The following is an 11,222-nucleotide window of genomic DNA, read 5'->3' on the forward strand; positions in this document are numbered from 1 at the left end:
TACCTGAGGACACCACCAATGCACAACTTATTCCACGTACTTCAGAGACAGGACATTAGTATCAGGCTGTGGAACTCCTCCTCTATTCGCTCGGAATGAAAGATCCCGGGCGCCTGCTCCGTCCCTACACATTCGCCTCTCTATTCGTCCTAGTCGCGCTCATCCTCACGCACGTCTTTGACCCCTGGTTCGAGGGCGCCAAATTCGTGCTGCCGTGGGTCGCGATCGTCATCGTGTCCTGGTATGCCGGGACCGGGCCTGGATTGGCTGCCACAGCGTTGGCGACGCTGGGCGTTCTGTACTTTACGCTACCGTCGCTGCAGTCGTTTGCTGTCGAGCATCCCCACGATGCTGTCCGTCTTCTAGCCTTTTCCAGCGTGAGTCTTATGCTCGTATGGTTCACCTCCCAGACTCATACTCTCTTCGATCGTCTGCGGAAGGCGAACGAGCAGTTGCGCCGAGAAATCGCGGAACACCATCAGACTCGCGAGGCATTGCGTGAGAGCGAGGAGATGCTGGCGACAGTGTCGACACTCTCCGGGATCGCAATTATCGCCGCCGATTCTGAGCAACGGCTGATGTATGCCAATGCCCGGTGGGCCGAATTGGCTGGCACGACCGTGACGGAGGCCACGGGGACTCGCTGGACAGACTCTGTGCATCCCGACGATCGCGAGCAGGTGACAAGGGCGTGGGAGGTCGCAGTGGACAGACGGACCTCGTTTCACATTCAGTGCCGGCTACGAGGTGCGCGGCCCGAGCGTATCGTGTGGGTTGCCGCCGCCGGAGCGATGCTCGGTGCGAAGCATGGAGAAGGCCCGTGCGTCGTAGCGGCGATGACGGACATCACCACTCTCAAAGACGGCGAGGAGTCGCTGCACCGCCTTGTCGCCGAAGCTCATGAACGCGAGGAGCAACTCCGCCTCAAGCAGGACCAATTGATCCAGGCGGGAAAGCTCGCCACGATTGGCGAGATGGCGACCTGCATTACCCACGATCTCAACAATCCCCTCAACAACATCAGTCTGTTCGTCGGTAACCTGGAGGACACGATCAAGCGCGGCGCCTATGAGCCACAGCAGGCCTTGGAGGCGCTGCGTTTCGTTCAGCAGCAGGTCCGTCGAGCGGCGGAAATCGTCTCGCATCTTCGGATCTTTGCAAGACGGAGCGATCCACGGCGCGATCTCTGCTCGCTCCACGACGTGATTGAAACCGCGTTGTCATTCGTGCGCGAGCCGCTGACGCAGGCGACCATTGACGTCGCGTTGGACTTGGCCGCTGCTGAGCCGGTCGTGACCGGCAACGCGACCCAGCTGGAGCAAGTGTTCGTCAATCTCTTGCTCAACGCCCGAGATGCCATGATCCATACCGATCATCGTGCCATTCGCATTCGCACCACCCTTATCGGCGCGGACGTAGAAGTGGTGGTGGACGATACGGGGCCCGGGGTACCGGCTGATTTGGTGGAGCGCATCTTCGAGCCGTTCTTTACGACGAAACAGGCGGGCACGGGGACGGGTTTGGGGCTGTCGATCTCCTCGACGATCATCGCCGCGCATCACGGGACGATCAGTGTCAGTCGGGCGCCCGGCGGCGGGGCGCGCTTCATCTTGCGGTTGCCCTTGGCCGTCGAGTGACGGTGCAGTGGTTGGAAGGCGGCCGCGCCAGTGGCCGGACCTACCCGACAGCCTGTTCTGCTAATCGTAGCGTATACAGGTAGTGATACAGTCCTTTTCGTGCCATCAGCGAAACGTGATCGCCTTGCTCGACGAGCCGTCCCTTGTTCAACACGAGAATGCGATTGGCCCGTTGAACCGTCGTCAGGCGGTGGGCGATCACGAAAGTCGTCTTCCCCGCCATCAGCCGCTCCAGCGCTTCCTGCACCAACCGTTCCGACTCGGTATCCAAGGCCGAGGTCGCCTCATCGAGCATCAAGATGCGTGGATTCTTCAAGATCGCGCGCGCGATGGCCAAGCGCTGTCGCTGACCACCGGAGAGGTTCACGCCCTTTTCTCCGACGACGGTGCGATAGCCGTCGGGCAGTGCCGTGATGAATTCATGGGCGTTGGCGGCACGGCTCGCATCGATGACGTCCTGTTCGCTCGCCTCCTCGCGCCCGTACCGGATGTTGTCGAGAATCGTGCCGCCGAAGAGGATCGTCTCCTGGGGAACCAGCGCGATTTGGCGATAGAGCGTGTCGATCCGCACATCGCGAAGATCGTGGCCATCGATCGCGATCTGACCTGAGCCGGGATCGTAGAAGCGGTGGAGGAGATTGATCAGCGTCGTTTTCCCCGCGCCCGTCGGTCCGACGAGCGCGACCACTTCTCCGGGGGTCGTCTCGAACGAGATGTCGGCCAAGATCGGCTGTCGTGGATCGTAAGCGAAGGACACGTGCGACACGACGACATGGCCCGAAATCGGGGGCAGCGCGATCGCGTCCTGGCGATCCCGCACCTCGGGCTGCGTATCGAGAATGTCAAACACCCGATGCATTGCCCCCTGCGCTTCCTTCAATTGGGCGAAGACGCGCGCGGCCGATCCAAACGGGCCGATGAGAATCCCGGCAAAGAGTACGAACGCGAACAAGTCACCAGGCGACACCGTTCCCTCGATGACCTGTCTGCCGCCGTACCACAAGACGGCCGCGGCGGCGGCAAACGTGAAAAAGGTGATGGTCGGGATGAAGACGGCCAGGACGCGTGCACGCCGAAGCGCCAATTGAAGCGCGAGGTGGACGTACGAGCTGAACCGGACTTCCTCGCGCCGCGTCTGCACGAACGACTTGACCACCCGAATGCCGCTGATGACTTCTTCAACGAGCGTCGTAATGGAGGCCGTCTGGTCTTGGATCGTCGTCGACAACGCCTTCAACTGTTTGCCAAAGGCACGGGCCACGAGGACGAGCAGCGGCAGCAGGAGGAGGATCAGCGCGCAGAGCCGCCAGTTCATCACGAGAAGGAACGCGATGCCGCCCACCAGGGTGACGAGCTGTTTGCTCGAGTCGATCGGGGTCTCGGTCAGGGTGGTCTGAACGACGTTGATGTCGTTCATGAGCCGGGAGAGAATTTCGCCGGTTCGATGTCGAGCGAAGAAACTGAGCGAGAGTTGCTGCACATGCGCGAAGACGTGCGTGCGAAAGCCGGTCACGACATGCTGAGACACCCAAGCGGTCACGTAACTGTGGCCGACGGACAATAGGCCCTGGACGACGATGAGCGCGAGAAACACGCCGATGGAACGCGTCATCGCGGGCAGATTGCGTTGCACCGTGATCTGATCCCACAGCACCCCCGCCATTCGGATCAGGGCAAGGTTCAGCGCGGCGACCGCCATGACGAGCAGCGCGGCGAGCAACATTTTCGGGAGATACGGCCGGATGAAGGGATAGAAGCGACGGTAGTAGGACATCTGGCTCAATCGGCGGTCATGCGGACGAACCATCGGCTTTGTGCCGGGCACAGGTGGCAATGAATCCAGGCGTCGGAAAAGGAGAGACTCACATCGCGGCGGACAATCGAACTGGCTTCGCGCGGGTCGACTTCGCGCAAATCGGCGGCGGCGCGGGGGCGCTCGGCATCAATGACAGTTACAGTTGGGCGATCGAGACGATCAGATTTCTATTGAGCGACACGAATGCAGCACGGTCGGTGTCATTGACGACGACATCCGTCAAGTTGATGAACAACCGCTGCTCTTCGTTGATGGCATCGGAGACGCGGTTCCGCATGGGAGGAATCAGGAAATCGCCGATATAGGTGCCGTTGACGGTCCGCACCTGAATCCGGACCTTCTTCCCATCGCTTTTCCCTTCGGCCACATCAACCTCCCGGTAATGGGTGGCACTCCGCCTAACTGCGTCGGCGTAAGAACTTTTGGCGTCGCCGCAACTTTCGGTGCTTGTGCTTGCGCATCTTCTTGCGACGCTTCTTCAGGACACTCGACATTGAGACCTCAACGAGGCAGTGGTTGATGCACGCGGGCACACTTCAACCGGCGCGCAAAAAACGTGAACTGGTAACATATGTGTGCGAAAGCTGTCAAGGGAATGAATGACCTCCGTCGTGACTGCGCTGGACTCCTCGCTTGCTTGACGACATCTCGAGCCGATTTTTATACTGCCGCATCTCTATGCGTAGACCTCTGTATCCTGCGATCATCCTCGTCCTCGTTGTATCCGTGGCCGCTGCGTGCGGATCGAAAGGGCCGCAGTACCCGGAGGATCACGCCCGTTATGTCCGTCTCGACCAGGCGATGGAGTCATTGAGAAAGGCCTACACCAAGCGGGATTTGAGCGGAATGGAGGCCCTCATGTTGCCGAACGAGGCGGCCGATCGGGTGCTGCACGATTCGAAGAAGGATTTCGACGAGTTCCGGGAGATCGCCCTCGACTTTTCCATCGAGCGCGTCGTGATCGACGGAGACCGCATCGACGTGTACCTGCACTGGCAGGGGCAGTGGAAGCGCGATCCCGCCGAGACGGGCTTCCGGGATCGCGGCCATGGGTTGCTTCGGTGGACGGGAATGCAGTCTATTCTGTTATCCGGCGTCGGAGGGGATGTCCCGTTCGGGATCGCGATGCGGCGGACAGTGCCGCCCGCTCATTCAACAGGAAGCCCGCCATCTTGATCGACCTCGCGCTCACCGTGCCGATCCTGCCCGCTCACGCCACGCTGTCCTAATGGTCATCTGATGGCTCGGGCTCAATCAGAGGAATCGGATTTTCTCGTCATCGGCAGCGGGGTGGCCGGCTTGCGGGCCGCGATCGAACTCGGCCGTCATGGCCGTGTCATGATGTTGACCAAGGGCCATCCACTCGAGAGCAGCTCAATCTACGCCCAGGGCGGGGTGGCCGTTGCCTTGAGCGAAGAAGATGACGTCGCCATTCATCTCACGGATACGTTGAAAGCCGGCCGCGGGCTCTGCCGAAAAGAGGCAGTTCGCGTCCTGGTGGAAGAGGGCCCTCGGCGGATTCAGGAACTCATCCGATGGGGCGCCCGCTTCGACAAGATCGGCGGCAAATTTGCCTTCGCGCGAGAAGCCGCGCACAGCCGCAGCCGAATCCTCCGCGCCCGAGGCGATGCGACCGGCAACGAAATGGTGCGGGTCCTCATGGCCCAAGCGCGTCGCTCGAAATCCATCGAATGGCTGGAGCGACACTTTACCATCGATCTTGTGATCGGTGACGGTGCGGTGCGCGGCGCTTTGGTTCTCAATGAGGACACCAACGATCGGTTGATACTGGCAGCCCGGGCTGTCGTGCTGACGACAGGCGGCAGTGGGCAGGTCTACGCCCGGACGACGAATCCGCCGAATGCCACCGGCGACGGCATGGCGATGGCGTTCCGGGCGGGCGCGGTGTTGGAGGATATGGAGTTCGTGCAATTCCACCCCACCGCGCTGTACTTGCCCTCGAGCCCTCCGTTTCTTCTGTCGGAAGCGATTCGCGGAGAAGGAGGCGTCCTCCGGAATATCAAAGGCGAACGGTTCATGAATCGCTACCACGCGTCGGCTGAATTAGCGCCGCGCGATATCGTCGCGCGGGCGATCTGGGCTGAAATGGCGGCGACGCGATCCCGCTATGTGTACCTCGATATCACGCATCTGAGCGCCTCGTTCATCAAACAGCGGTTCCCGACGATCTATTCCACATGTCTACGGTATGACATCGACATTACCGAAGAGTGGATCCCGGTCTCTCCGAGCGCGCATTACCACATGGGCGGCGTTAAAACCGATATCAATGGCGCCACAACGTTAGCGGGACTCTACGCCGCAGGCGAAGTAGCGTGCACCGGCGTCCATGGAGCCAATCGGCTGGCCAGCAACTCGTTGCTCGAAGGGTTGGTCTTCGGGGCACGGGCGGCGGAGGCGGTGGTTCGCGACAGTCGTCATCCAAGAACGGCGCGTGAGCTGCCCACGCTCGCCGACCTTGACGGGCAGCAGGTCTGTCAGCTCGAGGATGCCGATAAACTCAGGAGTTCGTTGCGCCGGCTCATGTGGGGCAAAGTCGGAATCGTGCGGTCACGTGACTCGCTCACGGCCGCCGTGGCGCAGCTTTCACGATGGGATCGGCTTGTCTCGCGTCCATTCGTGAGTCGGCGGGAGCTCGAGGTCAAGAATATGATCCATGTTTCCCGGTGCATTGCCGAGGCGGCACTTTGGCGGGAAAACAGTGTGGGCGCCCACTATCGGTCTGATTATCCGGAAGTGAAGGGATTAGGATGGAAGCAACACAGCCGGCTGAAGCGGGATGACGCTACGGGAGTTGGACCCCTGACACTGCCACGGCTCTCGGCCAGGTCGGTGAAGAAAACGCCTTGATGGTGATCGACTCCGGGATGCGGCGTTCACCGAACAGCCGATAGTACCGCAACACCTTTTTCACATAATGACGCGTTTCCCGGATTGGAGGGAGCGTGTCATACTGTTCCACGCGTGTCGCCCCCGCATTATACGCGGCGAGCGCCAACGGCAGATTGCCGTTGAACCGATCGAGCAAATAGCGTAAGTATCGCACCCCGCCTGCGATATTCTCCTCCGGGTCGAACGGATCGTGAATCTCCAGCCGCTGCGCGGTTTCCGGCATGAGCTGCATGAGGCCGATCGCCCCCGCCCGTGATACCGCTTCCGGATCGAAATCGGACTCCACCTTGATCACGGCACTCACCAGTGCAGGATCGAGCCGATGGCGACGGGAGTGATGCGCGATCGTTCCTTCCAGGTCGCGAAGCGGAAGGCGACTGCGGACTCGGCTGGTCCCCAAGTCGACTTTGGCAAAGGTGTCATCGCTCGGCACGTTCGTGAAGGCAATCACGCCTTGGCGGTCGATTTTTCGATACACCTCCTGTGTCGCGTTTGCATCAAACGATAAAACGAACTGGCCGATGAAAAAGGTGGCCAACGCGGCGGAACGCAGGACGGTGTCGTGCCGAAGCATGGTCATAACCATAGCAGCGGTTGCCAGAAGCGTCAAAAACCTTTGTTAAATCAATGACTCAAGGAGTGTCGGAAGCCTGGCCTGGAAGAGAGTGTGCAGTCGGGACGTGATAGCACCCGGGGTGTGCGCCCCTATCCGTGTCCCATCGATGTGAGAAACCGGCATAATCTCCATTGTGGTGTTCGTCAGGAAGCACTCATCTGCGTTGAGCACCTGATCCGGGGAATAGCGGCCTTCTTCGACATTTAAGTCGGCCTCCTCGGCGAGCGCCAATACGACAGAGCGGGTAATGCCATCGAGGATCCCGCAGCCCACCGAGGGCGTGCGCACGATGCCGTCTGCGACGAAAAAAATATTGCTCGTGGTGCATTCCGTCACAGCCCCCTCGGTATTGAGCATGATTGCATCGAAGGCTCCGCGTGCGAGTGCCTCTCGTTTCGCAAGGATGTTGTTTAAGAAGTTCAACGACTTGATCTGCGGCGAGAGCGCGGAAGGATGGTTGCGGCGCGTCTCGGCGATCGTCAGTGTGACACCTGCCTCGTACCACTCCGGTCGGTATTGCGGGAGGGGCGTCGCGACGATGACGGTCGTGGGGGTCCGGCACAGGGCAGGATCGAGCCCGATTTTTCCCGGGCCCCGGGATACCGTGATGCGAACGTAGGCGTCGAACAAGTCATTTCGTATGAGTGCTTCATGCAGCAGCGGAGCCCAGTCCTTTTCGAAAAGGGGAAGCGGAAGGCCGATCAATTCTGCCGAACGGGATAGGCGCGCGAGGTGACGACGGAGGAGAAAAATCTTTCGCTGATAGGCCCGCAAGGTTTCGTAGACGCCATCGCCATACAAAAATCCATGGTCGAAGACGGAGACCGTGGCTTGATCCTCAGGAATGAAGCGATCGTTTAAGAAGACCCACATGGTGGCCCAAGTGCTTGGATAGCTGCGGCCGCTTTGAACAGCGTTTCCTCGTATTCGCGTTTGGGGTCGGAATCCGCGACGATCCCTGCTCCCACTTGGAGGTAACCGCGGTCTTTGGTTAAGAGCAATGTGCGAATCAGGATATTGAAGTCGAGATCACCGCTCCAACTGAAATAGCCGATGGACCCGGTGTACGGACCGCGCCGAACCGGCTCGAGGGCATCGATGATTTCCATACACCGGATCTTTGGAACGCCTGTGATCGTCCCGCCGGGAAACATCGCGGCGAGCAAGTCGAATCCATCCACTCCGTCGCGAAGCTGACCCGTCACGTTTGACACGATGTGTGAGACGTGCGAGTAACGCTCCAGCGCCATGAATTCATCGACCCGCACGGAGCCATACCGACACACGCGGCCGAGGTCATTCCGCTCCAGATCCACCAGCATGACGTGCTCCGCCCGCTCTTTTACGTTGGCGAGAAGCTCCTCGCCGAGTCGCCGGTCGTCATCGGCCGTCCCGCCTCGTGGCCGCGTCCCGGCAATCGGTCGCGTATCGGCTCGCTTGCCTACGAGACGAACGAGCCGTTCAGGCGAGCCGCTCACGAGACTGAAGGGGCCGAGTTGGAGCAAAGCCGAAAACGGCGACGGATTGACAGCACGCAGGCGCCCGTACAGGTCGACCGCCCGTTGGTGTACCGAGCGATTGTCGCCCGGCCATTGCACCGTGAATCGATGCGAGAGATTGGCCTGATAGATGTCGCCGGCCTCGATGAACCGCTGGCAGTGTCGCACCAGGCTTTCATACTCTTCGGGACTCTGCCCAACCGAGATGTGCAATGGACTGGAGGGAAAAGCGGCGAAACTAGAGTTATGGGCGAGAAGCCGAGCGTGGCATGCCAGTAGCCGGTCGCATCCCTCACGGTAGAGTTTTTCCCTTGGCTCTGCTTCGAAGCGCTCGAGGGGCGGCATAAAAATGATCTGCGACAAGGCGCGCTCATGGTCGATGGCGACGATCACATCGTGAAAAAGAAAATGGAGATCCGGAAATCCGAGGTCGTCCTTGCCGGCAAGGTGCAGCCGTTCGAAGCGGGGGGCCAGATCGTAACTCACGACGCCCACGGTTCCGCCGATGAACGGCGGCAGATTGGCAGGCCGCTGAACATGCGACTTCCGGAGCAAATCCACGAGCACTGCCCACGGATCGCCAATGGCGCGAATCGTCCCGGTTTCCGGACGAGACCATTCATAGTGATCGCCTTTGCCGCTAAAGACCAGATAAGGCTGCGACCCCAAGAACGAATAACGCCCGACGCGTGAGCCAGGGACTCCACTTTCGAGAAGAAAGGAAGGGGCTGTCGGATGTGTGAGGCGGCGGTAAAGGGCATACGGGCTGTCATGCACAGCCTCTGTCGTCAGGACGAGGGGCTGGGGCGCGCCTCGAAGATACGCCGACTCAGAGGGTGAGATCATGGCATCAGCGGGAGTGAGCATCGGATCGGTCATTCTGCCTACCGAACCTCGCGCATGCAACACTTTTGGCCAACCATATGAATAACCACCCGTTGTGACGGACGAACGCCGTTGCCTACGTGCCGTTCCTCAGAAGACGACGCCCGGATATCGATAGATACTGATACCTAAGTGAACAATCAGTTGTCATGATGGCATTGCTATTGGGGAGGTCATCATGAAATGCACGCGCTGCGACGGGCTCATGATCGTGGATTACTACATTGATATGGAAGATGATCAAGGGACGCACTGGCTGCGGGCCTGGCGCTGTATGGCCTGCGGCGAGGTCGTCGATCCCGGTATATTGCGGCGTCGGCTCGTCCGGAATGCGGCCTTGCCGGGATTTGTGGAACGGGTCTCCGGCCGCCGGAAGTCGACTCGTACGGTTCAAATCGTTCCGTTGTCCTGACCCGGATCCCTCGCTCCTTGACGTACGGGAGCCAACGTGAGGGGCAAGGGGCGGAGCTTTGCCTTGACAATCCCCCTCCTGGTTTGGTTCAATAACGCGCCTTCTTGGCTCAACGTCCGAGATGCGTTGATTCCATGTCCTCGGCCGATCCCTTTTATGCAGGCTTGGGGCAAGCCGTCCGTCTTGGAACGGAATTGCTTGCCTCGGTCGTCGTCGGGGGCGGGCTGGGCTGGTTGGCAGACACCTACCTTTTTGCATCGGCACCCTGGGGCCTGGTGGTAGGGCTGGTTCTCGGCGTGGCTGCCGGAATCCTGAATGTCTACCGCGCGTCTCAGCGCTGGGGTTCCGATCGCGGCACCGCGTAGGTTCATCGTCAACGCAATCAGTCGAAGCGAAGTCTGACGCCATGGAAAATCCACTCCATCCGTTTGAGCTGCATAATTTCGTCGACCTCTCTCTCTTCGGCCTCGATATTTCGATTAACAAAGCCGTACTGCTGATGTGGATTGTCTTAGCCCTCGTCGCGGGACTCTTCATCGCCGCAGCCTCATCCCGACGTTTGGTGCCGACCAAGCTCCAAAGCGGTGCGGAACTGCTCGTCGACTTCATCAGGGGCATGATCCTGGACACGATGGGGAAGGACGGGTTGAAATTCTTTCCGTTCGTCGCCGCGCTGTTCTTGTTTATTCTGTTCTCCAACCTGCTCGGTCTCATTCCAGGATCGTACACCGTCACAAGTCAGATCATCGTGACCGCCGCGTTTGCGATCACGGTGTATACCCTCAGCCTGATCGTCGGATTTGTTCGACATGGCATCAAGTTTCTCGGGATCCTCGTGCCGCCCGGCACGCCGGGCTGGCTGCTGCCACTCATGATGCCGATCGAGTTGATCAGCCAACTAGCGAGACCGATCTCGTTGGCCGTCCGACTATTCGCCAACATGACGGCTGGGCACGTGATCCTCGGCGTACTCTTCGGCTTGGCAATCGCTGGCGGGGCGCTCATCGGATGGTTGCCGTTTGCCTTTACCATTGCCATGAACGCGCTGGAAGTCGGTATCGCGTTCATCCAGGCCTATATCTTCACCGTCCTCACCTGCGTCTACTTGGGCGATGCCATGCATCTCCATGGGCACGAAGGCCACGAGGCACATTCGCACTGAGTGCGAACTTTTTAGAAGGAGGAAAGGGAGACAATGGATTCTGCAGCGTCAGCATTGTTGGGTATGGGAATGGCCGCAGCCGGTTTTGCGGGCGCGGGCGTCGGCATCGGATACATTTTTGGAAAGATGATCGAAGCGGTGGCGCGGCAACCGGAGGCCGAAGGCCGGGTGGGCAAGTATATGTGGATCGGCTTCGCGCTCGTCGAAGCGATTGCGCTATACGGGTTGGTCATTGCGTTCATCATCATGGGGCTCCGCAAGTAGCGCATACGAGAGGGGAAG

The 11,222-nt window shown here is 59.9% G+C and carries 13 protein-coding genes; 7 read left to right on the forward strand and 6 right to left on the reverse strand.

What is annotated here, in order from left to right:
- The first annotated feature begins 68 nt into the window (after positions 1–68).
- On the forward strand, positions 69–1,637 hold the full coding sequence (locus tag AC1U7K_RS09165) for an ATP-binding protein (protein WP_480250861.1): 1,569 nt from the start codon (positions 69–71) through the stop codon (positions 1,635–1,637).
- Between the two features lie 40 nt (positions 1,638–1,677).
- On the opposite strand, the gene AC1U7K_RS09170 is transcribed toward AC1U7K_RS09165, so the two are convergent.
- The 3 genes from AC1U7K_RS09170 to AC1U7K_RS09180 all read right to left on the reverse strand — a co-directional run bounded on the left by AC1U7K_RS09170 (position 1,678) and on the right by AC1U7K_RS09180 (position 3,947).
- The gene (locus AC1U7K_RS09170) at positions 1,678–3,411 is read right to left on the reverse strand and encodes an ABC transporter ATP-binding protein (RefSeq protein ID WP_480250862.1); all 1,734 of its coding nucleotides are present in this window, start codon (positions 3,409–3,411) and stop codon (positions 1,678–1,680) included.
- Between the two features lie 178 nt (positions 3,412–3,589).
- Positions 3,590–3,820: a DUF6812 domain-containing protein gene (locus AC1U7K_RS09175; protein WP_480250863.1), complete on the reverse strand. Its 231-nt coding sequence runs from the start codon at positions 3,818–3,820 to the stop codon at positions 3,590–3,592.
- A 31-nt stretch (positions 3,821–3,851) separates the two neighbouring features.
- Positions 3,852–3,947: an AURKAIP1/COX24 domain-containing protein gene (locus tag AC1U7K_RS09180; RefSeq protein WP_480250864.1), complete on the reverse strand. Its 96-nt coding sequence runs from the start codon at positions 3,945–3,947 to the stop codon at positions 3,852–3,854.
- A 184-nt stretch (positions 3,948–4,131) separates the two neighbouring features.
- Between AC1U7K_RS09180 and AC1U7K_RS09185 the strand changes: the two genes are divergently transcribed.
- Together AC1U7K_RS09185 and nadB are read left to right on the forward strand one after the other, a co-directional pair.
- Positions 4,132–4,629 carry a lipoprotein gene (locus AC1U7K_RS09185; RefSeq protein WP_480250866.1) on the forward strand — a complete coding sequence of 166 codons (498 nt, stop codon included), beginning with the start codon at positions 4,132–4,134 and terminating at the stop codon, positions 4,627–4,629.
- A gap of 63 nt (positions 4,630–4,692) precedes the next feature.
- Positions 4,693–6,324 carry an L-aspartate oxidase gene (gene nadB / locus AC1U7K_RS09190; protein ID WP_480250867.1) on the forward strand — a complete coding sequence of 544 codons (1,632 nt, stop codon included), beginning with the start codon at positions 4,693–4,695 and terminating at the stop codon, positions 6,322–6,324.
- On the opposite strand, the gene AC1U7K_RS09195 is transcribed toward nadB, so the two are convergent.
- Genes AC1U7K_RS09195 through AC1U7K_RS09205 form a run of 3 tightly spaced genes read right to left on the reverse strand, consistent with a single transcriptional unit; the run spans position 6,260 to position 9,360 of the window.
- On the reverse strand, positions 6,260–6,940 hold the full coding sequence (locus AC1U7K_RS09195; protein WP_480250868.1) for a lytic transglycosylase domain-containing protein: 681 nt from the start codon (positions 6,938–6,940) through the stop codon (positions 6,260–6,262). The genes nadB and AC1U7K_RS09195 overlap by 65 nt on opposite strands.
- 45 nt (positions 6,941–6,985) lie before the next feature.
- Positions 6,986–7,855, reverse strand: coding sequence for an aminotransferase class IV (locus AC1U7K_RS09200; protein WP_480250869.1), 870 nt, complete (start codon positions 7,853–7,855; stop codon positions 6,986–6,988).
- Positions 7,840–9,360, reverse strand: a complete 1,521-nt coding sequence (locus AC1U7K_RS09205) for an anthranilate synthase component I family protein (protein ID WP_480250871.1) — start codon at positions 9,358–9,360, stop codon at positions 7,840–7,842. Before AC1U7K_RS09205 ends, AC1U7K_RS09200 begins: the two co-directional genes overlap by 16 nt.
- Before the next feature lie 184 nt (positions 9,361–9,544).
- Between AC1U7K_RS09205 and AC1U7K_RS09210 the strand changes: the two genes are divergently transcribed.
- From AC1U7K_RS09210 to atpE, 4 genes are all read left to right on the forward strand, one after another.
- Entirely contained in the window at positions 9,545–9,778 is a 234-nt protein-coding gene (locus AC1U7K_RS09210; RefSeq protein ID WP_480250872.1) for a hypothetical protein, read from the forward strand.
- Between the two features lie 134 nt (positions 9,779–9,912).
- Positions 9,913–10,143 carry an AtpZ/AtpI family protein gene (locus AC1U7K_RS09215; protein ID WP_480250873.1) on the forward strand — a complete coding sequence of 77 codons (231 nt, stop codon included), beginning with the start codon at positions 9,913–9,915 and terminating at the stop codon, positions 10,141–10,143.
- Between the two features lie 41 nt (positions 10,144–10,184).
- Positions 10,185–10,940, forward strand: coding sequence for a F0F1 ATP synthase subunit A (locus AC1U7K_RS09220; protein WP_480250874.1), 756 nt, complete (start codon positions 10,185–10,187; stop codon positions 10,938–10,940).
- A 33-nt stretch (positions 10,941–10,973) separates the two neighbouring features.
- On the forward strand, positions 10,974–11,204 hold the full coding sequence (gene atpE, locus AC1U7K_RS09225; protein WP_447979179.1) for an ATP synthase F0 subunit C: 231 nt from the start codon (positions 10,974–10,976) through the stop codon (positions 11,202–11,204).
- Positions 11,205–11,222 lie beyond the last annotated feature (18 nt).

It is taken from the genome of Nitrospira sp. Vd2, from assembly GCF_979581665.1.

Bases quoted from the DNA above. Each gene is read 5' to 3' on its own strand.
- atpE (WP_447979179.1), top strand. From the start codon at position 10,974: ATGGATTCTGCAGCGTCAGCATTGTTGGGTATGGGAATGGCCGCAGCC.
- AC1U7K_RS09205 (WP_480250871.1), bottom strand. From the start codon at position 9,360: ATGACCGATCCGATGCTCACTCCCGCTGATGCCATGATCTCACCCTCT.
- AC1U7K_RS09220 (WP_480250874.1), top strand. From the start codon at position 10,185: ATGGAAAATCCACTCCATCCGTTTGAGCTGCATAATTTCGTCGACCTC.
- AC1U7K_RS09170 (WP_480250862.1), bottom strand. From the start codon at position 3,411: ATGTCCTACTACCGTCGCTTCTATCCCTTCATCCGGCCGTATCTCCCG.
- AC1U7K_RS09200 (WP_480250869.1), bottom strand. From the start codon at position 7,855: ATGTGGGTCTTCTTAAACGATCGCTTCATTCCTGAGGATCAAGCCACG.
- AC1U7K_RS09210 (WP_480250872.1), top strand. From the start codon at position 9,545: ATGAAATGCACGCGCTGCGACGGGCTCATGATCGTGGATTACTACATT.
- AC1U7K_RS09195 (WP_480250868.1), bottom strand. From the start codon at position 6,940: ATGCTTCGGCACGACACCGTCCTGCGTTCCGCCGCGTTGGCCACCTTT.
- AC1U7K_RS09185 (WP_480250866.1), top strand. From the start codon at position 4,132: ATGCGTAGACCTCTGTATCCTGCGATCATCCTCGTCCTCGTTGTATCC.
- nadB (WP_480250867.1), top strand. From the start codon at position 4,693: ATGGCTCGGGCTCAATCAGAGGAATCGGATTTTCTCGTCATCGGCAGC.
- AC1U7K_RS09180 (WP_480250864.1), bottom strand. From the start codon at position 3,947: ATGTCGAGTGTCCTGAAGAAGCGTCGCAAGAAGATGCGCAAGCACAAG.
- AC1U7K_RS09215 (WP_480250873.1), top strand. From the start codon at position 9,913: ATGTCCTCGGCCGATCCCTTTTATGCAGGCTTGGGGCAAGCCGTCCGT.